Genomic DNA, 24182 nt, shown 5'->3' with positions numbered 1-24182 from the left:
TCTTCACGTCAAGGCGCGCAAAACCATCAGCCAGAAGGCGACACCGCCGACCCCGAAGGCCGTCGAGATCAGGGTCGTATTGGAGGCGAGTGCCTCGCCCGTGCCGAAGCGGGTGGCGATGAGGAAGGCGTTGACGCCGGTCGGACAGGCCGCCACCAGCACCAGGGCGGAGGTCGGCACCGGGCCGAGCCCGACGAGAAGCGCCACCGGCAGAACCACGAGCGGCATGAAGAAAAGTTTGATGCCGGCAAGAACCGCACCCGCCGGAATGTTGCGGGCGATGCCGTAGCGGGCGAGCCCCATGCCGCAGGCGAAAAGCGCCACCGGTCCCGCCACGTCGGCGAGGCTGTCGATCAGTTTTTCGGCGAGCCCCGGGATCGGCAGATGGAAAACGTGCCAGATGCCGCCCAGAATGATGCCGATGATGAGCGGATGGCGGATGAGTTCGAGCGCGAACGCCCCCCACATGGCGCGGCTGCTCTCCACCTCGGCGACCAGCCCGTCGCGCCGCCGCGCCCAGCTGTTGAGGGCGAGGCTTGCCGCCATCATCACCGGCAGATGCACCGAGACGAGAATGAGGACGACCACCGTGCCGGGATCGCCATAGGTGGCGCGCGCCAGCGGAATGCCGATCAGAACCGTATTGGCGAAGGCCGCCGACACGCCCGCGACGACGCCTGAGCGCGTGTCGCGCTTGAACAGCCGCCGCACCAGCACATGCGCCACCGTCCAGGTGACGAGCACGCCCGCAAAATACGCAATCCAGATCCGCCACGGCGACAGGCCGTGGAAATCGGCATGCGCCAGCGTGCGAAACAGAAGGAGCGGAATGGCGATGGTGAAGACGAAATCGGCGAGCGCCCCGCCGGTCTCCATCTTCAGGAGCTTGAAGCGCGCCGCGAGATAGCCGATCCCGATGAGGCCGAAAATGGTGAGGACGATGCTGGCGGTGTCGGACATCGGCGTTGGCGGCGGTTGCGGCGGCTTCGGCCACTGTGGGCGGCTGTGGGCGGCGGATTTCGGATCTCCTCCCGCCTTAAGCCGCCGCCACTTGATTGCCTAGGAGGAAGCGCGGACAAGGACCGAGAAAAGCCCGATTTCACGAACCCCGGACATGGGGGACCAAAGGACAGGCGCACATGGCCCGCAGCATCTTGATCACCGGTTGCTCTTCCGGCATCGGCCGCCATTGCGCTCTCGGCATGGCGCGGCGCGGCTGGCGCGTCTTCGCCACGGCGCGCAATGAGGCGGATCTCGCGGCCCTGCGCGGAGCCGGCGCCCGCTACGGTCTCGAAGCCATCTATCTCGACTATGCCGACGAGGCCTCGATTGAAGCCGCCCTGAACTCCGTGCTCGCCGCCACGGAGGGCCGCCTCGACGCCCTCTTCAACAACGGCGCCTATTCGCAGCCGGGCGCCCTTGAAGACCTCTCCTCTGCCGTCCTGCGCGCCCAGTTCGATGCCAATTTCTTCGGCTGGCACGAGCTGACCCGGCAGGTGATCCCGGTGATGCGCCGCCAGAACACCGGCCGCATCGTCATGAATTCCTCCGTCCTCGGCCTCGTCGCGCTCGGCTTCCGCGGCGCCTACAACGCCTCGAAATTCGCACTCGAAGGCTACACCGACACCTTGCGCATCGAACTTGCCCACACCGGCATCGAGGTCGTGGCGATCGAGCCCGGCCCCATTGAAAGCCGCATGACGGAAAACGCTGTCGCCGCCTTTCATCGCAACGTCGACATCGACGCCTCCGTCCATGCCGCCTATTACCGCCGCCGCCTCGCCTCCATGGAAAAGGGCGGCAACACCTTTGGTCAGCTCGGGCCCGAAGCGGTCCTCGAAGTTCTGATCGAGGCCTGCGAGGCGCCCAATCCGGCAACCCATTATGCCGTCACCCGCCAGACCAGGATCGCCGCCTTCGGCCGGAGGCTTCTGCCGCGCCGGTTGCTGCACAAAGCCGCGACGCGCGCCACCAATTAGGAAAAACGACAGCCCGCTTCCGCCACCTCTCAGATTTGCGTCTCGTCTGTGGCTGGCTTAATGCGGATGACTTGTCCTCAGCCAAGGCAGGAAAACCATGGAATATCTTGGTCCGGTCGCCGTCCTTGCCGTTCTCGTCGTGCTTGTACTCGGATTGTGGAACATGCTGCGCGGCGGCAGCCCCAATCGCTCGCAAAGCCTGATGCGCTGGCGCGTCGGCTTGCAGCTTCTCGCCGTCATCGTTTTGATGGCGGGCCTCTGGCTCAGCACCCGCTGAAATCTGGCCGAGCACCAGCTGAGACGAGCGTGCCTTTGGGGCAACAATCGCTGAAGCTTTGGCCGCGTTTCGCCGCCTTTCCGGCAAAGGGCGTTGCCGCGCCCGCTCGGCAAAGCTAAAGCCGAAGGGATAATTTCACGGGGCTGTGATGCGGTTATTGAGCTTTGGCGCAGGATTGGTTGCGCTCTTCGGAACATCTGCGGCACTGGCAGCGGATCTGCCGGCCGCGCCTGCCGACCCCGTCTATTATGCGGCCGAGCCGGTCAGCACCTATCATTTCTTCGACGAAGTGCGCATCGGCGCCACCGGTTTCCTCGATGATCGCCATCGCCTCACCGACGAGGAAGAAGGCGTCTTCCTCAACGGCGAAGTCCTCTTCGGCAATCCGATGACGCCCTTCGACAACCGTTTCGTCGATTTCCTGTTGCGCCCGCGCCCGCATATCGGCGGCACCGTCACCACCTCGGGCGGCACCAATCAGGTCTATGCCGGCCTCACCTGGGACTACAATCTGACCAACCGGATTTTCCTGGAAGGCACCTTCGGCGGCACCATCCACGACGGCAACACCGATCACGTGGAAACCGGCGCCCGCCTCGGCTGCTCGGCGCTGTTTCGTGAAAGCGCCGGCATCGGCGTCAACGTCACCCAGCATCTGCGCGTCATCGCCCGCATCGACCATTCCTCGAATGCCGGCCTCTGCGACGACAATGACGGCCTCACCCATGCCGGCGTGATGGTGGGATACAAGTTCTAGCCTCTTCCCGGGCCGCGGCCGCCATGGCCGCGCCGGTGCCCGGCGGCCTGCAAAGACCGTCGGAAGCATGGGCAAATAGACGTCCGCGGAAAGGCATTCGGAAAAACAGTGGGACGGGAGTGTGATTTCGCCCGGCGAAACGCTGCGGCACTCTCCCGTCGAAAGCGCTTCAAACTTCTCCGAATTGCCCTAGTCTTTGGCTTCGCCTGAAAAACGGAGAAGCCGATGGTCGTCCTGAACAAAATTTACACGCGCCAGGGCGATGACGGTACCACCGCGCTCGGCACCGGCGAGCGGCGCCCGAAATACGATCTGCGCGTCGAAGCCTACGGCACCGTCGACGAGGCGAACGCCATTTTGGGCGTCGTGCGCTCGAGCCTCGATCTCGCGCTCGGCGAGCCGATCGAGGCCGTCGACGGTATGCTCGCGCGCATCCAGAACGACCTCTTCGATCTCGGCGCCGATCTCGCCTGCCCGGATGATGGCACGCCGCTTGAATACGAGCCGCTGCGCATCCTCCACTCCCAGGTGGAGCGCCTGGAACACGATATCGACCGGCTCAACAAGGAGCTGTCGCCGCTGCGTTCCTTCATCCTGCCGGGCGGCACGACGGCGGGCGCGCATCTCCATCTCGCCCGCACCGTCGTCAGACGCGCCGAACGCCTCGCCGTCTCCCTGGCGAGCCACGAGCCGCAAAAGGTCGGCGCCCCGGTGATCGAATATCTGAACCGGCTGTCCGATTTTCTCTTCGTGGCGAGCCGCTGGGTGAACGGCAAGGGCGAGACCGACATCCTCTGGGTGCCGGGGAAGAACCGCTGACGGCATCGCCGCCCGACCCGACATAGACGACCCGGCACAGAAAGCGTGACGCGGAAGGCTTGACGTAAACGATGTTCCTGCCGCTCCACGACGCCAATCCACTCGGCTATATCCGTCGGCCCTATGTCAACTGGTCGATCATCGCGGTCACGGCGGCATGCTTTGTCCTGACCGGCGGCTTTGATGCGGCGCGCGTGCTGATGGCCGCGATCTCGCTCGGCCTCATCCCCTCCGTCGTCAACGACATCGCCGAATTGCCGCCGAGCTTCGTGCTGATCCCGGAAGAGCTGAGCTTCCTCACCTATGCCTTCCTGCACGGCAACATCATCCACCTCGGCGGCAACATGCTGTTCTTGTGGATCTTCGGCGACAACATCGAGGATGCGCTCGGCCATCTGCGCTATCTCGTCTTCTATCTCCTCGGCGCGGCGGGCTCGGGCTACATCTACACCCTCGCCAATCCCGCCTCTGAGGCGCCCCTCATCGGCGCATCGGGCGCGGTGGCGGCCATCGTCGGCGGCTATCTGATCCTGCATCCGAAGGTCAAACTCTGGGTCCTGGCCTTCGGCCGCATTCCCCTTCGCCTTCCCGCTTTCCTCGTGCTCGGCGCCTGGCTCGTCTTTCAGATCGCCAATCTCGCAATGTCGACACCGGAATCGAGCAATATCGGCTGGTGGGCGCATATCGGCGGCTTCGCCCTCGGCGCCCTTCTCGTCGTGCCGCTCCGCCGCCGCGGCGTCCCCCTCTTCGACCGCGACCTGCCGCGCTGAGCAGAACCGCGGCGCCCGGGCACCGTCGATCACGCCCATCTTATCCGAGTGTTGGGCCTGTCCGCCGCGATCGGCTATGGCACAGCGACAGCCATTCGCAATGGAGCCCCGTTTGCAAACCGCTCTCGCCTATGTCGTCGCGGCGATTGCCGAGATAGCCGGCTGCTTCGCCTTCTGGGCCTGGCTTCGGCTCGACCGATCGGTCTGGTGGCTGGCGCCGGGCCTCGTCGCTTTGCTCGTCTTCGCCTCGGCGCTGACCTTTGTTGAGACGGATGCGGCCGGGCGCGCTTATGCCGCCTATGGCGGCGTCTATATCGCCGCCTCGCTCCTCTGGCTGTGGAGCGTCGAAGGGTTGAGACCCGACCGTTGGGATGTGACGGGGGCCGCGATCTGCCTTCTCGGCACGGCCGTCATCCTACTCGGTCCCCGGACGCCCTAAACCCACCAGAAGACGCCCTGCGAAGAACTGGCCTGCGTCCGTCAGCTCTGCTTGATCCCGCGCAGATAGTCTGAGCCCCACAATTGCTTCAGCCGCTGGTCGCGGCCGCAGCCTTCCCGATAGCCCTTATAGGCATAGGCCTTGGTGACATAGCCGAAGCGCGACAGGATGCGATCCTCACTTCGATAATAATTCTGGTGATACGCCTCGGCCGGCCAGAACTCTCCGGCCTTCTCGATCTCCGTCACGATTTTCTGGCCGAGCTCTTTTTCGGTCGCCGTCTTAGAGGCCTTTGCCGCGGCAAGCTGTTTGTCGTTAAGCGCAAAGATCGCCGTCGTGTAGCTGTCGCCGCGGTCGCAGAACTGCCCGCCCGCATCGGTCGGGTCGACGGAATGCCAGAAGACGTCGAGAAGCTTTTCGTAGCTGACGACACTTGGATCGTAGGTGATCTTCACCGCCTCTTTGTGGCCCGTCCCGCCGGCCGAGACTTGATGATAGGTCGGGTTGCGCAGCTCACCGCCGGTGAAGCCGGAAATCGTCTCCTTGACCCCCGGCACCTTGTCGAAGTCAGCCTCCACACACCAGAAACAGCCACCGGCGAAAATGGCGGTGTCTTGGCCCCCCGGCGCCTGGCCCGCCTTCTCTTGCGCCCCGGCGGCGCTTGCGAGGGCGAGCATGGCGAAAGCTGCGGCTGCAGCAAGAATGGCTTTCATGGCAGAACCTCACGAGCGTCTTCGCACCGATATGGTGCAACTCGATGCCTGCGACGAGGCGCCTCACGCGGCTTTGACGCGAGAACGACCGGCTGACGTTAACGGAAACTTTGGGGTGCGCTCTCTTGCCACCGTGGGTGAGCAACGCTAACCGAAGGCAAACAACGGAGGTTGCCTGATGAAAGTTCTCGTCCCGGTTAAGCGGGTGCTCGATTACAACGTAAAGGCGCGCGTCAAGGCCGACGGCTCCGGCGTCGACCTCGCCAATGTGAAGATGTCGATGAACCCCTTCGACGAGATCGCGGTCGAAGAAGCCATTCGCCTCAAGGAGGCGGGCAGCGCGGAGGAGATCGTCATCGTCTCCGTCGGCCCCTCGCAGTCGCAGGAGACGATCCGTACGGCGCTCGCCATGGGTGCCGATCGCGGCATTCTCGTCCAGGCTGACGGCACCGTCGAACCGCTTGCCGTCGCCAAGATTCTGAAGGCGATCGTCGAGGCCGAGGCGCCCGGCCTCGTCATCATGGGCAAACAGGCGATCGACGACGATTGCAATCAGACGGGCCAGATGCTCTCGGCCCTTCTCGGCTGGTCGCAGGGCACCTTCCTGAAGGAGCTTCAAATCAAGGGCGAGGAAGCGGAAGTCACCCGCGAAATCGACGGCGGTCTGGAAACCCTCTCGATCTCTCTGCCGGCGGTGGTGACGGCCGATCTGCGCCTCAACCAGCCGCGTTACGCCTCGCTTCCCAACATCATGAAAGCGAAGAAGAAGCCGATCGAGACGAAGACGGCCGACGATTACGGCGTCGACCTGACGCCGCGCCTCGAAGTCGTGGAGACGCGCGAGCCGGCGAAGCGCCAGGCCGGCGTCATGGTGGGTTCCCCGGCCGAACTCGTCGAAAAACTCAAAAACGAAGCGGGCGTACTCTGAGGGATCGCGAAATGACCATTCTACTCGTCGCAGAACACGACAATCAGAGCCTCAACGAGGCGACCGCCAAGGCGCTCACCGCCGCCAGGGAGATGGGCGGAGACGTTCACATTCTCGTGGCCGGCAAGGATGCGCGCCCGGCGGCCGAAGAGGCCGCGAAGCTTGCGGGCGTGGCCAAGGTGCTCCTCGTTGAAGACGAGGCGCTTGCCCATCATCTCGCCGAGCCGATGGCGGATCTGATCAAGGGCCTTGCCGGCGATTACGACGCCGTCCTCGCGCCGGCCACCACCGGCGGCAAGAACGTCATGCCGCGCGTCGCAGCCCTCCTCGACGTGATGCAGGTCTCCGACATCGTCGAGGTCGTGGCGCCCGACACGTTCAAGCGCCCGATCTATGCCGGCAACGCCATCCAGACGGTGAAGGCGAAAGACGCCAAGAAAGTCGTGACGGTGCGCACATCCGCCTTCCAGGCGGCCGAAGCCGGCGGCGAAGCGCCGATCGAGACGGTGTCGGCCCCGGCCGATCCCGGAAAATCGCGCTATGTCAGTGCCAAGATCCAGGAAAGCGAACGCCCGGAACTCGCCGCCGCCAAGATCATCGTCTCCGGCGGACGTGCCCTCGGCTCCAAGGAAAAGTTTGACGAGGTCATGCTCCCCTTCGCCGACAAGCTCGGCGCGGCGGTCGGCGCAAGCCGTGCCGCGGTCGATGCCGGCTACGCCCCCAACGACTGGCAGGTCGGCCAGACCGGCAAGATCGTGGCGCCGGATCTTTACATCGCCTGCGGCATCTCCGGTGCCATCCAGCACCTGGCCGGCATGAAGGATTCCAAAGTCATCGTGGCGATCAACAAGGACGAGGAGGCGCCGATTTTCCAGGTCGCCGATTACGGCCTCGTCGCAGATCTGTTCACGGCCCTGCCGGAACTCACCGCCGAGCTCGACAAGGCCGGCGCGTGATCTAAATCGTCGCCGCGTAAACTTCAGTGACGGGCTCTTCCCTGCGTCGAGAAGGGCCCGTTGCAATGCGGAAAATGTTGCGACGCACACTTCCCCTTTCCCGAAGCTTGTTCAATATTCAACGCAAGCGCCAGCAACAGAGATGATCCATGGCGGATGAGATCAAAACGGTCGCCATAGTCGGGGCAGGCCAGATGGGCGCAGGCATTGCCCATGTCTGCGCTTTGGCCGGTTACGATGTGATCCTGCACGACATTTCCCCGGATCGGCTGCAGGCGGGGCTTGCCACCCTGGAAGGCACGCTCGCCCGCCAGCGCTCCTCCGGCCGTATCAGCGAGGAAGAGCGTCAGGCGGCGCTCGCCCGCGTGCGGCCCGCCAAGGGCGTCGAAGGATTGGCCCCGGCCGATCTTCTCATCGAGGCGGCGACGGAAGACGAGGCGGTGAAACGCAAGGTCTTCGCAGAGGTCTGCCCGATCCTCGATCCCGAGGCGATGATCGCCACCAACACCTCGTCGATTTCGATCACCCGGCTCGCCGCCGCCACCGACCGCGCCGAACGCTTCATCGGCATGCATTTCATGAATCCGGTGCCGGTGATGGAGCTCGCCGAGCTCGTCCGCGGCATCGCGACGGAAGATTCCACCTTCGAAGAGGCGAAGCGCTTCGTCACCTCGCTCGGCAAGAAGATCGCCGTGGCGGAAGATTTTCCCGCCTTCATGGTCAACCGCATCCTGATGCCGATGATCAACGAGGCGATCTATACGCTCTATGAGGGCGTCGGCAATGTGGAGGCGATCGACACGGCGATGCGGCTCGGCGCGCACCATCCGATGGGCCCCTTGCAGCTCGCCGATTTCATCGGTCTCGATACCTGCCTGTCGATCATGCAGATGCTCTACGAGGGTCTCGCCGATTCCAAATACCGCCCCTGCCCGCTCCTGGTGAAATATGTCGAGGCCGGCTGGCTCGGCCGCAAAGCGGGCCGCGGCTTCTACGATTACCGCAGCGACGAGCCGGTCCCGACCCGCTGACGCCCGTCATCTCGCTTTCGCCTCGGGACTGATCGCGGGCCGCGCCTGGCCAGGACTGCTGCCTCCACCCGAACCGGACAAGTTTCCCGGAGACGACCCATGCCGCCAGTCTTCCGCTCGCTCATTTACGTTCCGGCCGACAAGCCGCGGGCACTCGCCAAGGCGCGCGGCCTTGTCGCCGACGCCATCATCGTCGATCTCGAAGACGCCGTCGCCCCCGACCGCAAGGAAGACGCCCGCGAGGCGCTGCGCGAGGCTCTCGCCGAGCCTTTTTCCGCGCCCGTCCTCGTGCGCATCAACGGTCTTTCGAGCGAATGGGCGACGGAGGATCTTCTCGCCGCGCTTGCCGCGCGCCCCGAGGGCCTGCTGGTCCCGAAAGTCGAAAGCGCGGCCGATCTGGAGCGCGTCGCCGACGCCCTCGACCAGGCCGATGCACTCGACCGCATCTCGCTCTGGGCGATGATCGAGACGCCGAAGGCGCTCCTCAACCTCGCCGAAATCGCCGCCTCCTCCGAAAAACTGCCGCTGAAAGGCTTCGTCCTCGGCCTCAACGATCTCGCCAAGGAGACGGGCGTGCGCCCGGCCCATGACCGCGGCGCCTTCCTGCCCTGGATGATGAGCGTCATCGCCGCCGCCCGCGCCTATGGGCTCGTCGCCATCGACGGCGTCCTGAACGATTTCGGCGACGACGCCCGCCTTGAAGCGGAATGCGAGCACGCGCGCGCCCTCGGCTTCGACGGCAAGAGCCTCATCCATCCCCGCCAGATCGACACGGCGAACCGCATCTTTGCACCGAGCGCTGAAGAGATCGCCGAAGCCGAGACGATCGTCGAAGCCTTCGCCCGCCCGGAAAATGCCGGCAAGGGTGCGATCGGCATCGAGGGGCGCATGGTCGAAAGGCTGCATTTACATGTCGCCGAAAGCCTGCTTGCCAGAGCACGTGCAATCGCCGACAGAGATCAAGCATGAAGCTCTACCGTCTTCTCACCGGCCCCGACGACGCCACCTTCTGCAAGCGCGTCTCCGCCGCCCTCAACGCCGGCTGGCAATTGCACGGCTCGCCCGCCCTCACCTTCGACACGGAGGCGAAGCGCACGGTCTGCGCCCAGGCGATCGTCAAGGAGGCCGACGGCGACTGGCAGGTCGAAAGTGCGGCTGAGAATTTTCGCTTGAGCGACTATTGATGAACCGCCGCACAAAGAGCACAGCTTTCTCCGCGCCGGCGCTTTGCTTGCGCGCGCCGGTGCAAAGCCAATCGTCGCATGCATGGCATGCATGAGCATTATCCAACCGACGCGTTTGCAACACCCGATCGGCACGTTATGAAGGGGCCAAGGAGCGTTCGATGAAAGATTTGACTGAACGACAGCGACCGCTGTCGCCCTTCACGCAGATCTACCGCTGGCCGATCACCATGGTCACCTCGATCTTGCACCGCATCACTGGCATCGGCCTTTATATCGGCTCGCTTTTCTTCATTGGCTGGATCGTCGCCCTCGCTTCGGGGCCGGAAGCCTATGGTTGGGCGACCTGGTTTTTCGGCTCGCCGCTCGGCTGGCTGGTCCTCTTCGGCTACACCTGGGTGCTCATGCAGCATCTGATGGGCGCCATCCGCCACTTCATCTGGGATACGGGCGCAGGCTACGAAAAGCCGGTGACGCAGAAGCTCGCCTGGGCCTCGCTCGCCGGCTCCGTCGGCCTCACCCTGCTTTTGTGGATCGTCATCCTCCTCGCCCTCTAGAAAGGCCCCGTCATGCGCACACCGCTTGCAAAAGCCCGCGGCCGCGGCTCCGCCAAGGAGGGCACCGGCCATTTCATCCAGCAGCGGGTCACGGCCTTCGCCAACATCCCGCTGGTTCTCGCCTTCCTCTTGATCCTCGCCTCGCTCATCGGCGCGGATTACCAGACGGCCCATGACCGCATCGCCAATCCCTTCATCGCGGCGATCCTCATCGGCTTCACCTTCAATCTCTCTTTGCACATGCGCATCGGCATGGAATCGGTGATCGAGGATTACATCCACCACGAAGGTGTGAAGGTGTTGAGCTATCTCGCCAACACGCTCTTCACCTACGCGCTGGCCATCCTCGGCATCCTTTCCATCCTGATCATCGCCCTTGGAGGCTGACTTGGCGACCAACGGCCAGAACGGACAATCGAACGGCGCGACCGGCGCCCCCAACCAAAACGGCAAAGCCTATCCGATCATCGACCACGCCTTCGACGTGGTCGTCATCGGCGCGGGCGGCGCGGGTCTCCGAGCGGCGCTCGGCGCCTCCCAGGCCGGCCTCAAGACCGCCTGCATCAGCAAGGTCTTCCCGACCCGCTCCCACACGGTGGCCGCCCAGGGCGGCATCTCGGCCGCCCTCGGCAATATGGGCGAGGACGACTGGCGCTGGCACATGTACGACACCGTCAAGGGGTCGGACTGGCTCGGCGACCAGGACGCCATCGAATATCTCTGCCGCAACGCGCCCAAAGCCGTCTACGAGCTCGAACATTGGGGCGTGCCCTTCTCGCGCACCGAGGAGGGCAAGATCTATCAGCGCCCCTTCGGCGGCATGACCACCCGCTTCGGCGAAGGCACCGCGCAGCGCACCTGCGCCGCCGCCGACCGCACCGGCCACGCCATGCTGCACACCATGTACGGCCAGGCGCTGAAGCATTCGGCGGAATTCTACATCGAATATTTCGCCATCGATCTGATCATGGACGAGGGTCAGTGCCGCGGCGTCATCGCGCTCTGCTTGGAAGACGGCTCCATTCACCGCTTCCGCGCCCATAAGACGATTCTGGCGACCGGCGGTTACGGCCGCGCCTATTTCTCCTGCACCTCGGCGCATATCTGCACCGGCGACGGCAACGGCATGGTGCTGCGTGCCGGCCTCCCCCTGCAGGACATGGAATTCGTGCAGTTCCACCCGACCGGCATCTATGGCGCCGGCTGCCTCATCACCGAGGGCTCGCGCGGCGAGGGCGGCTATCTGACGAACTCCGAAGGCGAGCGCTTCATGGAGCGTTATGCCCCGTCCGCGAAGGATCTCGCCTCCCGCGACGTCGTCTCGCGCGCCATGACCATCGAGATCCGCGAAGGCCGCGGCGTCGGCAAGGAAAAGGACCATATCGAGCTGCATCTTGAGCATCTCGATCCGGCCGTCCTGCACGAGCGCCTGCCGGGCATCTCGGAAACCGCAAAAATCTTCGCCGGCGTCGACGTCACCAAGGAGCCGATCCCGGTCCTGCCGACCGTCCACTACAATATGGGCGGCGTGCCGACGAATTATCACGGCGAGGTTTTGACCAAGGTCGGCGGCGATCCCGATACCGTCGTTCCGGGCCTGATGGCTGTCGGCGAGGCCGCCTGCGTCTCCGTTCACGGCGCCAACCGCCTCGGCTCCAACTCGCTCATCGACCTCGTCGTCTTCGGCCGTGCCGTCGGCGATCGCTGCGCCGAAACGGTGAGCCCCGGCGAGCGCCATCCGGATCTTCCGGCGGGCTCCGACGATTTCGCGCTCTCCCGCCTCGACCGTGCCCGCTACGCCAAGGGCGGCACGCCGACGGCGGCGCTGCGCGACCGCATGCAGAAGGTGATGCAGTCGAACTGCGCCGTCTTCCGCGACGGGCCGGTGCTCGAAGAAGGCCGCAAGCTGATCGACGAAGTCTGGCGCGGCGCCGAAGACATCGGCGTCACCGACCGCTCCCTGATCTGGAACAGCGATCTCGTCGAGACGCTGGAATTCCAGAACCTCATCACCCAGGCGGTGGTGACGATGGAAGCGGCCGCCAACCGGCACGAAAGCCGCGGCGCCCATGCGCGCGAGGATTTCCCGGATCGCGACGACCAGAACTGGATGAAGCACAGCCTCGCCTTCATCGACGAGGCCGCCCATACGGTGCGCCTCGAAGACCGGCCGGTGCACACCTACACGATGTCGAACGACGTGCCCTATATCGAGCCGAAGAAGCGCGTCTACTGACGCCGGCCGACATCAAAGTTCACGACAGGGGCGCTCCGGCGCCCCTTTTTTATTGATGGCGCCGGATCCCCGCTGCTGTGCATCAATCAACATGATCAACGTTCAGGCACAACCAAAGCTACTCACCCAAGAAGATTTTCTAAAGCGAACAACTTTTAGGTAGCCACGCCGCTTGCTCTCACTGCTTGAACGCCCAATAGATATAACCTAACTTTCATCAGCGCGAATTGATGGGCAGCAGCCGTGGATTGGAAAGACCGAGCGGCACGAAATGTGGCTTACGTTGTGCCTCTTCCGGGCGGTCAGCGCCGACTGAAAGAGGCAATCCTGTACGTGTGCCAAAAATCGGAGGACATGCCTCGTTTCGGCGCGATCAAGCTCAACAAAATACTTTGGCGTGCGGACTTCCGTTCGTTCTATGAACGTCGGATCCCGGTCACAGGCAGACAATATCAACGTCTCGAACTCGGACCAGCACCTGTCGAGATGCCGCCACTGATTGCAGAGATGCTACGAGATAACTTGCTCGAAATCGAAAGCAGGGGTGCAGGTCAATTCATGGAGCGCCGGCATAAAGCTTTATCCGAGCCGGTGTTAAAATTCTTCAGCCCAGACGATCTCGACTACATCGACGAGTCAATATGGCACTATTGGAATATGACGGGCACGGAATCGAGTGACCTTTCGCATGGGATTGCTTGGAAGACCCGATACAACGGGGACCCGATGCCGTACCAATCTGCTCTGTTCGAAGACGCGCCGTTGCCACCGGAAGGGCTCAAGCACTTTGCCGCTATGGGTGAGCGACTGGGCTGGCGCTCTGCCTGATGCGCGAGATAATCGCTTCGGACGCGTTCGAGGAGGCTATCCAGGAGATTGGCGGATATCGCGCTGTTGACGAGGCGATGGAGGGTATTGTCGAAGGACTCTATAGGAATCCTTATGGGTTCCCGCATTTTGAGAGCGACTTCGTTTCATTCAGATACGCTCGCACCAAGCGCACACCTCTTGCACCTCCTCTTGTCGTCATATTCAGGATCGACGACAACAAGAACGTTATCCTCGAGCACATCGAGGAAGATCAGTCCGCAAACTGAGAAGCTCCCGACAGGCCGAGCCCGGCCTGTCGAGATCGCCGCTCACTCCCTCACCGCGGCGCGAGACGGATCGCCCCGTCGAGGCGGATCGATTCGCCGTTCATATAATCGTTCTCGCAGATGAACTTCACGACATGCGCGTATTCGTGCGCCTGGCCGAGGCGCTTCGGAAACGGCACGCCGGCGGCGAGGCTCTCGCGCACTTTTTCCGGCATTCCGGAAACCATCGGCGTCTCGAACACGCCCGGCTGAATGGCGCAGACGCGAATGCCGTATTCGGTGAGGTCGCGCGCGACCGGCAGCGTCATGCCGAGGACGCCCCCCTTGGAGGCGGCATAGGCCGCCTGGCCGATCTGTCCGTCGGTCGCCGCCACCGACGAGGTCACGACGATGACGCCGCGGCAGCCGTCCGACGTGATCGGCTTCAACTGCGACATCTCCGGAACCGATTGCGCGATCATCTGATAGGTGCCGATGAGGTTGACCTCCACCACCTTGCGGAACGAGGCCATGTCATGGGCTTTGAGCTCGCCCGTCTTCCGGTCGGTGCCGAGCGTCTTGCGCCCGAGCGCGATGCCGGCGCAATTGACCAGGATGCGCTCCACGCCATGCGCCGCGCGCGCTTTTTCGACCCCCGCTTCAACGCTCGCGGCATCGGTGACGTCGACCGGAACGAACGTGCCGCCGATGTCGCCGGCCGTCACCCGTCCGCGCTCTTCGTTCATGTCGAAGATCGTCACCCGCACGCCCTGATGGGCGAGCATGCGTGCCGTCGCCTCGCCGAGACCTGAAGCCCCGCCGGTCACGATCGCTGCGATATCGGAATTGAGCTGCATTCTGTCCTCCCCTTGAAAGCCCGCCAGGCGGGCCCCTGACCCTCGCTCTGCTCCCTCTTAGCCAAGCCCCGCGTCTTGCGAAAGGACCACTCGCGCCCCAATTGAACACCATCAGATGGGAGCGCCAGATGCCACGTACGGTACCTGATATTGAGATTCTCGGCCCGGAGGATGCGGCCGACAAGGAAGCGGAAATCAAGCACCGGTTCTGGCCGACGGTCAGGAAGGCGCTGCGCACGATTCCCTTCATGCACGAAGTGGTGTCCGCCTATTACGCCATGCTCGATCCGCGCACGCCGACGCGCGCCAAGCTGACGGTGGTCGCAGCCCTCGCCTATTTCGTGTCCCCCTTCGACCTCGTGCCGGATTTCATCGTCGGCCTCGGTTTTCTCGATGACGCCTCGGTTCTGGCTGCAGCGCTTGCCGCCGTCTCCTCCTCCATTCGCGAGGAACATCGCACCGCCGCAAGCCGGGCTCTCGAGGAAGAAATAGGCGCCGGAGCCTGAGGAAACGCTCCTCCGTCAAAATCTGGCCGTTTTTTCCCAAACAACCATGGCCCGGCATCGAACCGATCAAACGGATGCCGGCAGGCTTCGCCTGTGACCCATGCTCGGTTCATGATTTAGTAACCACGATGACGCATCTCTAGAGCGACCATCACGACCGACGCCTCGCCGATGCGGCTTGGCTTCGTAGAAACCATCGATTGCGGGACAGGCATGCTAAGGACATTTCTGACGAGCCTATTCTTGATCGTCGCGACCGCAGCCTTTGCTCAGACGCCGAATTCGCTGGGTCAGTTCAACGATTGGACGGCCTGGAGCTATCCCGGCGACAAGGGCACCGTCTGCTTCATTCACTCCACTCCGAAGAAGGAGATGCCGGCGAATCTCAATCACGGCAAAGTCGCCTTCTTCGTGCGTTCAAGCCCGGCGGAAAACATCGGCCATGAGGCGAACTTCGTTGTCGGCTACGCCTTTGAGGACAAGTCGACGGTGACCGTCGACATCGACGGCAAGAAGTTCACGATGTTTACCAAGGGCGACAGCGCCTGGCTTCTGAACGAAGCCGAGGAGCCGCAGCTCTATGCCGCGATGAAGAGCGGGCGCCAGATGACGGTGACCGGGACGTCGCGCCGCGGCAACGAGACGAGCTATCAATTCTCCCTTTCAGGAGTGACGGCGGCGAGCAGCAAGGTCGCTTCCGAATGTAAATAACGGCCAAAGGCCGCGATTTTCGAAGCGGACCGTCCTACGGGCGGTCCGTTTTCGTTTGCATGAGCCTGTGCTAAGACCCACCTTCGATACCGCCATGAACGATATGAGCCTTGCCAACCACGCGGCTGTGCCGCGCTTCGACGCGTCCGCGCACCCGCTTTCCACGAATGCTTCTGCCGTCCGCCGCTCCCTCGTCGGCCTGAGCCGTGATGAGCTCGCCGATGCGCTGGGGGAGATCGGCGTGCCGGAGCGGCAGCGCCGTATGCGCGTCAATCAGCTCTGGCACTGGCTCTATCTGCGCGGCGCCACCTCCTTCGACGCCATGACCAATATGGGCAAGGAGCTGCGTGCCGCTCTCGACGGCCACTTCGCCATTGCCCGCCCGGAAATCATCTCCGAGCAGATCTCCGTCGACGGCACGCGCAAATGGCTGATGCGGTTTCCCGCGCAGGGCGCCGACCGTCCCGGCCCGACCGCCGGTCGCCCGGTCGATGTGGAGACCGTCTATATTCCCGAAGAGGGCCGCGGCACGCTCTGCGTCTCGAGCCAGGTCGGCTGCACCTTGAACTGCACCTTCTGCCACACCGGCACGCAGAAGCTCGTGCGCAACCTGACGCCCGGCGAGATCGTCTCGCAGATCCTGGTGGCGCGCGAGCGCATCGGCGATTTTCCCGATCTCGCCACGCCGCAGGGCGCGATCGTGCCGACGGAAGGCCGCCTCGTCTCCAACATCGTCATGATGGGCATGGGCGAGCCGCTTTATAATTTCGAGAATGTGCGCGACGCGCTTCTAATCGCCTCCGATGGCGAGGGCCTGTCCTTGTCGAAGCGGCGCATCACCTTGTCGACCTCGGGCGTCGTTCCGGGCATTTTCCGCACCGGCGGGGAAATCGGCTGCATGTTGGCCATTTCGCTGCACGCCGTGCGCGACGATCTTCGCGACGAGATCGTGCCGATCAACCGCAAATGGCCGATCGCCGAGCTTCTCGATGCGTGCCGGGCCTATCCGGGCCTGTCGAACGCCCGCCGCATCACCTTCGAATACGTCATGCTCGAGGGCATCAACGATTCGCTTGCAGAGGCGAAGGAGCTCGTGCGGCTCCTCAAAGGCATTCCGGCGAAAATCAATCTCATCCCGTTCAATCCCTGGCCCGGCAGCCCCTATCAATGCTCCGACTGGGATCAGATCGAGCGCTTCGCCGAGGTCGTGAACCGTGCCGGCTACGCCTCGCCGATTCGCACGCCGCGCGGGCGTGACATCTTCGCCGCCTGCGGCCAGCTGAAGAGCGCCAGCGAGCGCATGAAGAAGCGTGAGCGCGAAGCAGCGCCGGCGCTCGCAGCGGAAGGCTGAGCTCCACCGGCATGGCCCGGGTCTGGCGGATTATCCTCCTCATACCGATCGCTTTCATCGCCGCCTGCTGGGCGGCGGCGGCGGTTCTCTATTTTTCCGTGCCGCCGGAGCTTCATCCAGGTGAGGCGCTTCAGGATTACGCCGTCAAGGCGGCGCTCGTGTCCTTCTTCGCCGCCTTCGTCGTCGGCGCCGTCGCCGGCATCCCGGCCTTCCTGATGATCCTGTTTGCCGAAAGCTTCGGCTGGCGCTCGCTCATCCTGCATCTCGTCTTCGGCGCGGTGGTCGGCTCGGCCGCGACCATCCTCGGCATTGCCGGCCCGCCGGCCTCGGAATTTTCCGACATCGCGATCTTCTCCGCCGCAGGCACGGTCGGAGCCTTCGTCTATTGGCTTCTCGCAGGACGCCACGCCGGCGGTTAGGCATGTTCGATCCGCGGCAAATTCCCACTTTCGGGCCACATCGCCTACGATTGTCGCTTGCGCGTCAAACGCGCGGCACTACCTTTCGCCCGCATTCACCGGAGGTTTTCATGCGCCCGCTCACCGGCCTTCGCGTCGCTCTCATCGGCTTCGTGGCCATCTTTCTCGCCTCTTGCGGCGTCAACACCATTCCGACCTACGAAGAACAGGCGAAGGCCGCCTGGAGCCAGGTCGAGAACCAGTATCAGCGCCGTGCCGATCTCGTGCCGAACCTCGTGGAGACCGTGAAGGGCTTCGCCCGTCAGGAAAAAGACGTCCTGACCTCCGTCGTAGAGGCCCGCTCCAAGGCGACGCAGACCAATCTCAACGTCGATCCGACGGATCCCGAAGCCATGCGCCGCTACCAGGAAGCGCAAGGCGAGCTCGGCGCCGCCCTCGGCCGGCTTCTCGCCATCACCGAGAATTATCCCGATCTCAAATCCAACCAGAATTTCCTGGCGCTGCAATCGCAGCTCGAAGGCACGGAAAACCGCATCGCCGTGGCACGTCGCGACTACATCGAGGCGGTCCGCAAATACAACACCGAGCTCAAGACCTTCCCGGGCCGGCTCTGGGCGATGACGCTTTATTCCGGCTACGAGCCGATGGCGAATTTCGAAACCGCACCTGAAAACGCCAACGCCCCGCAGGTCGATTTCGGCGGCAGCAATGCGCCGGGGGTGAATTTCAATGCCCCCGCCAACGAGACCGCCCCGGCCAACGAGAACCAGCCGGCGGACCAGCCCGCCACCGGCACCGGCAATTGATCTGAGACGAGAGACGTTTTGCGCGCCCTTTTTGCTGCTGTTCTGATCCTCGTCGCGCCGGCCTTCATCGCGCCGGCCGCCGCCCAGGATTTCCCGAAACTCACCGGCCGCGTCGTCGATGCGGCCGATCTCCTCTCGCCCACCGAAGAGGCGGAGCTCGTCGCCCTCTCCGACGATCTGGAAAAGAAGACCTCCGACCAGCTCGTCGTCGCGACTGTCCCCTCGCTCGGCGGCCGCTCCATCGAAGAATACGGCGTCGATCTCGGCCGCGCCTGGCAGATCGGCCAGAAGGACAAGGACAACGGCGTCCTTCTCCTCGTCGCCCCCAACGAGCGTCAGGTGAGGATCGAGGTCGGCTACGGGCTCGAGCCCACGCTCACCGACGCGATCTCCAAACTCATCATCGAAGGCTCCATCATCCCCCGCTTCAAGGCGGGCGATTTTCCAGGCGGCATCACCCGCGGCGTCGAAGACATCGTCGCCGTCCTCGGCGGCGACCGCGAAGCCTGGGTCAAGCGCGCCAAGGAACGCGTGCCGGAAGGCGACATCGGTCCCACCATCTTCACGATGATCTTCCTGGCCGTGTTTTTCATCATCATGTTCTCCGGCCTCTTCGGCCCGCGCGGAAAGGGCCGCCGCCGCACCGGCGGCTTTGTCGGGGGCCTCAACAATTACGGCGGCGGCTTCGGTGGCGGCGGCGGCGGATTTTCCGGTGGCGGCGGCTCCTTCGGCGGCGGCGGCTCGTCGGGCAGCTGGTAGGAGACGGACATGGCCATTCTCGACCCCACCGAACACGCCCGCATCGCCGAAGCGATCCGGACGGCCGAAAGCGGCACCTCCGGCGAGATTTTCGCCGTCGCTGCGGAAACCAGCGACAGCTATCGCTTCATTCCGCTTCTCTGGGCGGCGCTTGCCACGCTCTTTGCGGGCATTGCCGTCGCCTTCCTCTACCCGCTCGCCGAAGCCTGGCTCACGGCGCCTGCGCCCGGCAATGAATGGCTCGCGCAATCGCACGACCTCTGGGGCGACGCCCTCGATGCCCGCGTCGTGGCAGCCGGCGAGATCGTGCTCCTGATCCTGCTCGGGCTCCTCGCCTCGCTGCCGTCGCTCCGGCCCCTCCTGGTGCCGGAATTCGTCCGCCGCCAGCGCGCCGAGCGTCATGCCATGCAGCAATTCATGGCGCACAATCTCCACGGAACCGCAGGCCGCACCGGCATCCTGATCTTCGTGTCGCTGGCGGAGCGCTATGCGGCGATCATCGCTGATCAGGGCATCGACGCCCATGTCGACCAGAGCGTCTGGGACGAGATCGTGGCCGAGCTCATCGAGGACAGCCGCAAGGGTGCCCTGGCCGACGGCCTGGTGAAGGCGATCACCGCCTGCGGAAAAATCCTCGAAGAGCATATTCCGGCGGGCCAGGAAAACCCGAACGAATTGCCGGACAAGCTCGTCGAAGTCTGAGCCCGACGCCAGAGATCGGGGCGGCCGGCCCAGGCCGCCGCCCCATCGCACACCCGCGCTGAAACGTCTTCAATCCGCCTTGAGCGACAGCTTTCCGCACCATCCGTCCCGGTGGCCGCCGGCATAGGCCCGCACCAGCCCCTCCTGCAGCAGCAGGGCGCCGAGATCGCGGCCCTTCGCATCGCGCACATCGGCGACGACCCGCCCGCCATATTTGTCGCCCTCCACCTCGCTCAAGGTGACGGCCGGATCGGTGACGAGCGCGGCGAGCGCATCTGTCGCCGCCAGAGCCTGCAACTTTTCCGCCAGGCAACGCGCACGCAGCTCCGGCGCGTCGATGCCACGCAGCCGCACCAGCACCCGCACCTCCTGGTCGAGCCAGATCGTCGCCCGCACCGCCAGCGTATCGCCGTCGACGACGCGCTCAACCACCGCCCGGTAGAGCCCCGGCAGCTCAGAACCCGCCGCAGCCGGCAGAGCCGGCACGGCGAAGGTGAGAAGAGAGAGAGCGAATCGATATAGGAACATGTTCCTATAATAGCGGATGCCGGTTAATTGACAATGTGAAAACAGCTGGCTCAGTCGCCGGTCGGTCAGACGATCGATTTCGATCGGATCACTGCAGGCACGGCAAAGCCTCGAGGGGTCTCGGTGCACGGACGCAGTTATTCAAGCATTGGAAGTGACAAGGCAGACTGTCGCCGTCACAATCCTTTTTCAGAATAAGCGACAGGCCGTCACCTCTTCTTAGGAGCGGCAAAATTTTATAAATTCGGGCATGTATGTATTTATAGACGAATCGGGCGACCCAGGGTTTAAGCTTGAACGGGGCTCGACACCGATATTCGTCACATCAATGGTTGTGTTTCAGAACTCTTCTGACGCGCAAGAGACGGGCCTTCATATTGCGGCACTACGAAGTCGGCTGAGGATCCAGCCTGAATTCAAGTTCAACAAGTGCAGCGGGTCGGTACGAGACGCATTCTTTGAAGGTCTTTCTAAGCAAGAATTTTCGGTTCGGGCAGTGGTTGTACAGAAGCACCTCATACACTCTGAGGCCCTTCGGACTGTCAAAGAGAGCTTTTACAAGTTCTTCGTTAGAATGATGATGCAAAACGACGGCGGCGTCCTGAGAGACGCCAAAGTCGTGATCGATGGATCCGGCGACCGGCTGTTCAAGAAACAATTGCGGGCTTACCTGAGACAACACATCGAAACAGGTTCTGTCAGAAAATGGGACCTGAAAGACTCGACCCGGGACCCCTTGATACAACTTGCCGATATGTCAGCCGGCGCGATCGCGCGGTCCTACCGACACGATCGCAAAGAAGCCAGCCGGTGGCGCGACATGCTCCACGACAATGGTCAGCTGCAGAACGTATGGGAGTTCAGGTGAATTCGCGCTCCTGCGTCCTATCCAATCCCTTGGGACTGGCACGCACACCATCCGGCGACAGTTCGGATCGCAGGAGCGACTTGGCACCATCTAAGATATACAGTCGATCTGGATAGTCCAGAAATTCTTGATCGATATGAGGCAATGAAATCCGGGGGAGCAACGTAGAGATGCCTCCCCTATCAACCTCATTACGCCTGCTCGCCTGTCGCGGCCTTGAAGCCGGCAAACGCGCCGGTCCGCCTTCCCCCTGATCAGCCCGTCAAAAATCGATCGCGCGGCCTTTGCGCTCCCAATCGCCGAAGCGCACCGGCTCGGGGCCTTCGACCCCATTGAACTCTTTTGCCCGGGCCGCCTCCGCGGCGGCACGTGCCTCGGCCTCTTGTCTGCGGCGCTCTTCGGCCTCGGCGAGAGCGCGCTTGGCGGCCTCCGGAAGCTCGCGCCGCGGCGTCACCGCCGTTTCGGCCTGAATGTCCTCTTCGGAGGATTTGTTCGAAGCCTCGTTCATCCTCGTCTCCCTGGCTGATCGCCTCGTCACTGAGCGATATCTAGCAATCCCGGCCGGTCATTTCGACCGACCGGAAGAGCTTCGGAGATCTTTTCGTGCGCACGACGCGCCGCCCCTCAGGCGGCGCGCACATCCTCCAGGAATTCGCGCACCATGGCGCGCAACGCGCCTGCGTGCTGGTTGAGTTCCTCGGCCGCCGACAGCACCTGGCCCGAGGCGGAGCCCGTCTCGCCGGCCGCCTGCGTCACGCCGACGATGGTGCTCGACACTTCCGATGTGCCGGACGCCGCCTCATGGACGTTGCGGGCGATCTCCTGGGTGGCGACGTTCTGCTCTTCCACCGATCCGGCGATCGCGACGGTGACCTGGCTCACCTCCCGGATCGCGGTCACGATGTTCTCGATCGCCTCCACGGCGCTGCCCGTTCCCATCTGCACGTCGCCGATCTGCCGGCTGATGTCCTCGGTCGCTTTCGCCGTCTGCGTGGCGAGGCTTTTCACCTCGGCGGCAACGACCGCAAAGCCCTTGCCGGATTCGCCGGCTCTCGCCGCCTCGATCGTCGCATTGAGCGCCAGCAGGTTCGTCTGGTTGGCGATATCGGCGATCAGATGCACGACCTCGTCGATCTTCTTCACCGAGGCGGCAAGACCCTGCACCACGCCGCGGCTCTGCTCGGCGCTTTCGCTCACCGTCTTCGCCATATCGGTCGATTGCTGCACCTGACGGGCGATCTCCTGAACGGAGGACGACAATTCCTCGGCCGCAGCCGAAACGGTCTGCACATTCGTCGAGGCTTGTTCGGAGGCGGCGGCGACGGTCGTCGCCTGGCTGCTCGTCTCCTCGGCGATCGCCGACATGCTCTCTGCGGTCAGCTTGAGCGTGGTGGCGGACGCGCCGACCGTTTCGAGAATCCCGGAAATCGCCTGATCGAACCGTCCGTTGAGCGCCTCGATGCGGCTCGCCCGCTGTTCGCGCAGCTCCCGCTCGCGGGCCTGCGCGGCGGCAAGCTCCTCGGCTTTGATCATGCTCGCCTTGAAATCGGAAAGGGCGCGGTTGATGTCGCCGATCTCATCGCCGCGATCGGTATCGACGATCGGCGTATCGAGGTGCCCCTCCTGCAGCGCGCGGATCGTGCCGACGCTGCGCGCCAGCGGGCGTCGGATCATACGATGCGTGAGCACGGCGAGCACCGCCGCCAGAAGCGCGAGCAAAACCAGGCCGCCGATCACCAGCCAGCTCGAAAGCCGGTGGGCCGGGCTCAAGATCACGGCCTCAGGCACGGAAACGATGACCGCCCAATTGCCGTCGATATCCTGGATCCCGGTCGGCACGATGACATTGAGCACCCCGGCCTCGTCGCGCACGAGCTGGCGGGTTCCCGCGCTCAGCGCCTTTTCGACAGCGGGGAACAACTCCGGAGCCGTCTCACTGACCGGCTTTCCGAGATTTTCCGCATCATCCGTCGCCGTCCACAACCCACCATGCGAGACGAGGCGAACATGGCCGACATCATAGGGGCGGATCTGGGCGAATTCCTTGGAGAGGCTCGAAAGCTCGATGTCGACGCCGGCGACACCGATCGTCTTCCCATCCAACTCGAGCGGAAAAGCGGCCGAAGTCAGCATGATATCGCTGCCGTCGATCGTGTAGATCGTCGGATCCGTCATGAAGGGTTCGCCGCTCTTGAACGGAACCTGATACCAGGGCAGAGCCATATCGGTGGCATGGGTCTCGCTCACCCCGTCGCCGTAATTGTAATAGAACGGCACGAAGCGGCCGCCCTCCGTCTGCGTCCGAATATCCGCGCGCCCGGCAAGTTCCGCGTCGCGACCGTCGAAGGCGTTGGGCTCAAAGGCCACCCAGGCGCCAGCGAGACCCGTATCCTTCGTCATCATCTGCTGCAAAAGCCGCGTCACGCCGGGGCGTGCGCGATAGCCCGTCTCCATCAATCCCTCGACGGTGCTGTCGAGGGTCTTGGCCGTCTGCATCAGCCCGCCCAAAAGCCCCCGCACATTCTTGGCCTGAGCAAGGCCGGTCTGCTCCAGCTTTTCCGTCGCCAGTTCGCTGACGGAATTCGTGACGAAAGTGGAGATCGTGGCGATCCCGACGATCAGAAGAAAAGCGATCAGGCCGACGCTCGCCAGCGCGAGACGTAACCCGATCGACCGAAACTTCGACATGTAACCCCCATCCAGTTGAAGCGGCAGGCCTCTATTGAGCCGGTCCGTAAGATTTCGGGGTCAGGTCCGCTTGCAGCCTATCCGCCGATAGACCTGCCCCGTCCTGCCAATTTCCCCAAACCGACATTGCAACGCCGGCAAACTTCGAAAGCTAACTGGTGCCGGGCTTGCATGGTGTCGTGTCAGAGATCTTGCCGCAGGGGCTCGGAAGCGTATCGGGCGCTCGTCGAAAGCTGAAAAACTGCCCAGAAAATCTGCAGGATCC

General features: G+C 63.6%; 29 protein-coding genes and 1 pseudogene. 24 read left to right on the top strand and 6 right to left on the bottom strand.

Going from position 1 to position 24182, the window contains the following annotated elements:
* Positions 1–3 precede the first annotated feature (3 nt).
* Complete coding sequence (locus J2R99_RS07240; protein WP_307153770.1) at positions 4–960, bottom strand: AEC family transporter; 957 nt, start codon at positions 958–960, stop codon at positions 4–6.
* 179 nt (positions 961–1139) lie between these two features.
* Between J2R99_RS07240 and J2R99_RS07235 the strand changes: the two genes are divergently transcribed.
* From J2R99_RS07235 to J2R99_RS07210, 6 genes are all read left to right on the top strand, one after another.
* A complete protein-coding gene (locus tag J2R99_RS07235) occupies positions 1140–1979 on the top strand; it encodes an SDR family NAD(P)-dependent oxidoreductase (RefSeq protein WP_307153769.1) in 840 nt (279 codons plus the stop codon).
* Between the two features lie 97 nt (positions 1980–2076).
* A complete protein-coding gene (locus J2R99_RS07230) occupies positions 2077–2256 on the top strand; it encodes a twin transmembrane helix small protein (RefSeq protein WP_307153768.1) in 180 nt (59 codons plus the stop codon).
* 148 nt (positions 2257–2404) lie between these two features.
* A complete protein-coding gene (locus J2R99_RS07225) occupies positions 2405–3013 on the top strand; it encodes an acyloxyacyl hydrolase (protein ID WP_307153767.1) in 609 nt (202 codons plus the stop codon).
* A gap of 225 nt (positions 3014–3238) precedes the next feature.
* The gene (locus J2R99_RS07220) at positions 3239–3832 is read left to right on the top strand and encodes a cob(I)yrinic acid a,c-diamide adenosyltransferase (protein ID WP_307153766.1); all 594 of its coding nucleotides are present in this window, start codon (positions 3239–3241) and stop codon (positions 3830–3832) included.
* Positions 3833–3903: 71 nt separating this feature from the next.
* Positions 3904–4602 (top strand): rhomboid family intramembrane serine protease, encoded by a 699-nt coding sequence (locus J2R99_RS07215; RefSeq protein WP_307153765.1) that lies wholly within the window; start codon positions 3904–3906, stop codon positions 4600–4602.
* A gap of 112 nt (positions 4603–4714) precedes the next feature.
* Positions 4715–5041, top strand: a complete 327-nt coding sequence (locus J2R99_RS07210) for a YnfA family protein (protein WP_370872290.1) — start codon at positions 4715–4717, stop codon at positions 5039–5041.
* A 41-nt stretch (positions 5042–5082) separates the two neighbouring features.
* On the opposite strand, the gene msrA is transcribed toward J2R99_RS07210, so the two are convergent.
* Positions 5083–5754 carry a peptide-methionine (S)-S-oxide reductase MsrA gene (msrA, locus tag J2R99_RS07205; RefSeq protein WP_307153763.1) on the bottom strand — a complete coding sequence of 224 codons (672 nt, stop codon included), beginning with the start codon at positions 5752–5754 and terminating at the stop codon, positions 5083–5085.
* 178 nt (positions 5755–5932) lie between these two features.
* On the opposite strand from msrA, the gene J2R99_RS07200 reads away from it, so the two are divergent.
* The 10 genes from J2R99_RS07200 to J2R99_RS07155 all read left to right on the top strand — a co-directional run bounded on the left by J2R99_RS07200 (position 5933) and on the right by J2R99_RS07155 (position 13743).
* Positions 5933–6682, top strand: coding sequence for an electron transfer flavoprotein subunit beta/FixA family protein (locus tag J2R99_RS07200; RefSeq protein ID WP_307153762.1), 750 nt, complete (start codon positions 5933–5935; stop codon positions 6680–6682).
* An 11-nt stretch (positions 6683–6693) separates the two neighbouring features.
* Positions 6694–7638: an electron transfer flavoprotein subunit alpha/FixB family protein gene (locus J2R99_RS07195; protein ID WP_307153761.1), complete on the top strand. Its 945-nt coding sequence runs from the start codon at positions 6694–6696 to the stop codon at positions 7636–7638.
* A 149-nt stretch (positions 7639–7787) separates the two neighbouring features.
* Complete coding sequence (locus tag J2R99_RS07190) at positions 7788–8669, top strand: 3-hydroxybutyryl-CoA dehydrogenase (RefSeq protein WP_307153760.1); 882 nt, start codon at positions 7788–7790, stop codon at positions 8667–8669.
* Positions 8670–8768: 99 nt separating this feature from the next.
* Complete coding sequence (locus tag J2R99_RS07185) at positions 8769–9638, top strand: HpcH/HpaI aldolase/citrate lyase family protein (protein WP_307153759.1); 870 nt, start codon at positions 8769–8771, stop codon at positions 9636–9638.
* Positions 9635–9853: a DUF1737 domain-containing protein gene (locus tag J2R99_RS07180; RefSeq protein WP_307153758.1), complete on the top strand. Its 219-nt coding sequence runs from the start codon at positions 9635–9637 to the stop codon at positions 9851–9853. The genes J2R99_RS07185 and J2R99_RS07180 overlap by 4 nt, the downstream gene beginning before the upstream one ends.
* Before the next feature lie 161 nt (positions 9854–10014).
* A complete protein-coding gene (gene sdhC / locus J2R99_RS07175) occupies positions 10015–10410 on the top strand; it encodes a succinate dehydrogenase, cytochrome b556 subunit (protein ID WP_307153757.1) in 396 nt (131 codons plus the stop codon).
* Between the two features lie 12 nt (positions 10411–10422).
* The gene (sdhD, locus tag J2R99_RS07170) at positions 10423–10797 is read left to right on the top strand and encodes a succinate dehydrogenase, hydrophobic membrane anchor protein (RefSeq protein WP_307153756.1); all 375 of its coding nucleotides are present in this window, start codon (positions 10423–10425) and stop codon (positions 10795–10797) included.
* Position 10798: 1 nt separating this feature from the next.
* Positions 10799–12646, top strand: coding sequence for a succinate dehydrogenase flavoprotein subunit (gene sdhA / locus J2R99_RS07165; protein ID WP_370872289.1), 1848 nt, complete (start codon positions 10799–10801; stop codon positions 12644–12646).
* 243 nt (positions 12647–12889) lie between these two features.
* Positions 12890–13474 carry a Panacea domain-containing protein gene (locus tag J2R99_RS07160; protein ID WP_307153755.1) on the top strand — a complete coding sequence of 195 codons (585 nt, stop codon included), beginning with the start codon at positions 12890–12892 and terminating at the stop codon, positions 13472–13474.
* Positions 13474–13743: a hypothetical protein gene (locus J2R99_RS07155; protein WP_307153754.1), complete on the top strand. Its 270-nt coding sequence runs from the start codon at positions 13474–13476 to the stop codon at positions 13741–13743. The genes J2R99_RS07160 and J2R99_RS07155 overlap by 1 nt, the downstream gene beginning before the upstream one ends.
* 50 nt (positions 13744–13793) lie before the next feature.
* On the opposite strand, the gene J2R99_RS07150 is transcribed toward J2R99_RS07155, so the two are convergent.
* Positions 13794–14579, bottom strand: coding sequence for an SDR family NAD(P)-dependent oxidoreductase (locus tag J2R99_RS07150; RefSeq protein WP_307153753.1), 786 nt, complete (start codon positions 14577–14579; stop codon positions 13794–13796).
* A gap of 128 nt (positions 14580–14707) precedes the next feature.
* Here J2R99_RS07150 and J2R99_RS07145 point away from each other — a divergent pair, with 128 nt between their 5' ends.
* The 7 genes and pseudogenes from J2R99_RS07145 to J2R99_RS07115 all read left to right on the top strand — a co-directional run bounded on the left by J2R99_RS07145 (position 14708) and on the right by J2R99_RS07115 (position 19833).
* A complete protein-coding gene (locus tag J2R99_RS07145; protein WP_307153752.1) occupies positions 14708–15085 on the top strand; it encodes a YkvA family protein in 378 nt (125 codons plus the stop codon).
* A gap of 243 nt (positions 15086–15328) precedes the next feature.
* A complete protein-coding gene (locus J2R99_RS07140; protein WP_307153751.1) occupies positions 15329–15796 on the top strand; it encodes an invasion associated locus B family protein in 468 nt (155 codons plus the stop codon).
* A 103-nt stretch (positions 15797–15899) separates the two neighbouring features.
* The gene (gene rlmN, locus J2R99_RS07135) at positions 15900–17147 is read left to right on the top strand and encodes a dual-specificity RNA methyltransferase RlmN (RefSeq protein ID WP_370872330.1); all 1248 of its coding nucleotides are present in this window, start codon (positions 15900–15902) and stop codon (positions 17145–17147) included.
* Between the two features lie 11 nt (positions 17148–17158).
* Complete coding sequence (locus tag J2R99_RS07130) at positions 17159–17566, top strand: hypothetical protein (protein ID WP_307153749.1); 408 nt, start codon at positions 17159–17161, stop codon at positions 17564–17566.
* 110 nt (positions 17567–17676) lie between these two features.
* A pseudogene (locus J2R99_RS07125) lies at positions 17677–18264 on the top strand (LemA family protein); the annotation flags it as partial.
* 126 nt (positions 18265–18390) lie between these two features.
* Positions 18391–19131 (top strand): TPM domain-containing protein, encoded by a 741-nt coding sequence (locus J2R99_RS07120; protein WP_307153747.1) that lies wholly within the window; start codon positions 18391–18393, stop codon positions 19129–19131.
* A gap of 9 nt (positions 19132–19140) precedes the next feature.
* Complete coding sequence (locus J2R99_RS07115; protein WP_307153746.1) at positions 19141–19833, top strand: TPM domain-containing protein; 693 nt, start codon at positions 19141–19143, stop codon at positions 19831–19833.
* Positions 19834–19902: 69 nt separating this feature from the next.
* Here the strand turns inward: J2R99_RS07115 and J2R99_RS07110 are convergent, their stop codons facing one another.
* Complete coding sequence (locus tag J2R99_RS07110) at positions 19903–20361, bottom strand: thermonuclease family protein (protein WP_307153745.1); 459 nt, start codon at positions 20359–20361, stop codon at positions 19903–19905.
* Positions 20362–20611: 250 nt separating this feature from the next.
* Here J2R99_RS07110 and J2R99_RS07105 point away from each other — a divergent pair, with 250 nt between their 5' ends.
* Entirely contained in the window at positions 20612–21229 is a 618-nt protein-coding gene (locus J2R99_RS07105; RefSeq protein ID WP_307153744.1) for a DUF3800 domain-containing protein, read from the top strand.
* 262 nt (positions 21230–21491) lie between these two features.
* On the opposite strand, the gene J2R99_RS07100 is transcribed toward J2R99_RS07105, so the two are convergent.
* A complete protein-coding gene (locus tag J2R99_RS07100; RefSeq protein ID WP_307153743.1) occupies positions 21492–21737 on the bottom strand; it encodes a DUF1674 domain-containing protein in 246 nt (81 codons plus the stop codon).
* Positions 21738–21853: 116 nt separating this feature from the next.
* Positions 21854–23917, bottom strand: coding sequence for a methyl-accepting chemotaxis protein (locus tag J2R99_RS07095; RefSeq protein ID WP_307153742.1), 2064 nt, complete (start codon positions 23915–23917; stop codon positions 21854–21856).
* Between the last annotated feature and the right edge of the window lie 265 nt (positions 23918–24182).

It is taken from the genome of Rhodopseudomonas julia (assembly GCF_030813515.1).
GTDB classification, from domain to species: Bacteria; Pseudomonadota; Alphaproteobacteria; order Rhizobiales; family Afifellaceae; genus Afifella; species Afifella julia.
Note: the sequence above shows the minus strand (reverse complement) of the source record. Positions and strands in the feature narration are given on the sequence as shown.

What these genes read in the sequence shown, in the direction of transcription:
- J2R99_RS07240 (WP_307153770.1), bottom strand. Translation starts at nt 960, where the DNA reads ATGTCCGACACCGCCAGCATCGTCCTCACCATTTTCGGCCTCATCGGG.
- J2R99_RS07235 (WP_307153769.1), top strand. Translation starts at nt 1,140, where the DNA reads ATGGCCCGCAGCATCTTGATCACCGGTTGCTCTTCCGGCATCGGCCGC.
- J2R99_RS07230 (WP_307153768.1), top strand. Translation starts at nt 2,077, where the DNA reads ATGGAATATCTTGGTCCGGTCGCCGTCCTTGCCGTTCTCGTCGTGCTT.
- J2R99_RS07225 (WP_307153767.1), top strand. Translation starts at nt 2,405, where the DNA reads ATGCGGTTATTGAGCTTTGGCGCAGGATTGGTTGCGCTCTTCGGAACA.
- J2R99_RS07220 (WP_307153766.1), top strand. Translation starts at nt 3,239, where the DNA reads ATGGTCGTCCTGAACAAAATTTACACGCGCCAGGGCGATGACGGTACC.
- J2R99_RS07215 (WP_307153765.1), top strand. Translation starts at nt 3,904, where the DNA reads ATGTTCCTGCCGCTCCACGACGCCAATCCACTCGGCTATATCCGTCGG.
- msrA (WP_307153763.1), bottom strand. Translation starts at nt 5,754, where the DNA reads ATGAAAGCCATTCTTGCTGCAGCCGCAGCTTTCGCCATGCTCGCCCTC.
- J2R99_RS07200 (WP_307153762.1), top strand. Translation starts at nt 5,933, where the DNA reads ATGAAAGTTCTCGTCCCGGTTAAGCGGGTGCTCGATTACAACGTAAAG.
- J2R99_RS07195 (WP_307153761.1), top strand. Translation starts at nt 6,694, where the DNA reads ATGACCATTCTACTCGTCGCAGAACACGACAATCAGAGCCTCAACGAG.
- J2R99_RS07190 (WP_307153760.1), top strand. Translation starts at nt 7,788, where the DNA reads ATGGCGGATGAGATCAAAACGGTCGCCATAGTCGGGGCAGGCCAGATG.
- J2R99_RS07185 (WP_307153759.1), top strand. Translation starts at nt 8,769, where the DNA reads ATGCCGCCAGTCTTCCGCTCGCTCATTTACGTTCCGGCCGACAAGCCG.
- J2R99_RS07180 (WP_307153758.1), top strand. Translation starts at nt 9,635, where the DNA reads ATGAAGCTCTACCGTCTTCTCACCGGCCCCGACGACGCCACCTTCTGC.
- sdhC (WP_307153757.1), top strand. Translation starts at nt 10,015, where the DNA reads ATGAAAGATTTGACTGAACGACAGCGACCGCTGTCGCCCTTCACGCAG.
- sdhD (WP_307153756.1), top strand. Translation starts at nt 10,423, where the DNA reads ATGCGCACACCGCTTGCAAAAGCCCGCGGCCGCGGCTCCGCCAAGGAG.
- J2R99_RS07155 (WP_307153754.1), top strand. Translation starts at nt 13,474, where the DNA reads ATGCGCGAGATAATCGCTTCGGACGCGTTCGAGGAGGCTATCCAGGAG.
- J2R99_RS07150 (WP_307153753.1), bottom strand. Translation starts at nt 14,579, where the DNA reads ATGCAGCTCAATTCCGATATCGCAGCGATCGTGACCGGCGGGGCTTCA.
- J2R99_RS07145 (WP_307153752.1), top strand. Translation starts at nt 14,708, where the DNA reads ATGCCACGTACGGTACCTGATATTGAGATTCTCGGCCCGGAGGATGCG.
- rlmN (WP_370872330.1), top strand. Translation starts at nt 15,900, where the DNA reads ATGAGCCTTGCCAACCACGCGGCTGTGCCGCGCTTCGACGCGTCCGCG.
- J2R99_RS07130 (WP_307153749.1), top strand. Translation starts at nt 17,159, where the DNA reads ATGGCCCGGGTCTGGCGGATTATCCTCCTCATACCGATCGCTTTCATC.
- J2R99_RS07115 (WP_307153746.1), top strand. Translation starts at nt 19,141, where the DNA reads ATGGCCATTCTCGACCCCACCGAACACGCCCGCATCGCCGAAGCGATC.
- J2R99_RS07110 (WP_307153745.1), bottom strand. Translation starts at nt 20,361, where the DNA reads ATGTTCCTATATCGATTCGCTCTCTCTCTTCTCACCTTCGCCGTGCCG.
- J2R99_RS07105 (WP_307153744.1), top strand. Translation starts at nt 20,612, where the DNA reads ATGTATGTATTTATAGACGAATCGGGCGACCCAGGGTTTAAGCTTGAA.
- J2R99_RS07100 (WP_307153743.1), bottom strand. Translation starts at nt 21,737, where the DNA reads ATGAACGAGGCTTCGAACAAATCCTCCGAAGAGGACATTCAGGCCGAA.
- J2R99_RS07095 (WP_307153742.1), bottom strand. Translation starts at nt 23,917, where the DNA reads ATGTCGAAGTTTCGGTCGATCGGGTTACGTCTCGCGCTGGCGAGCGTC.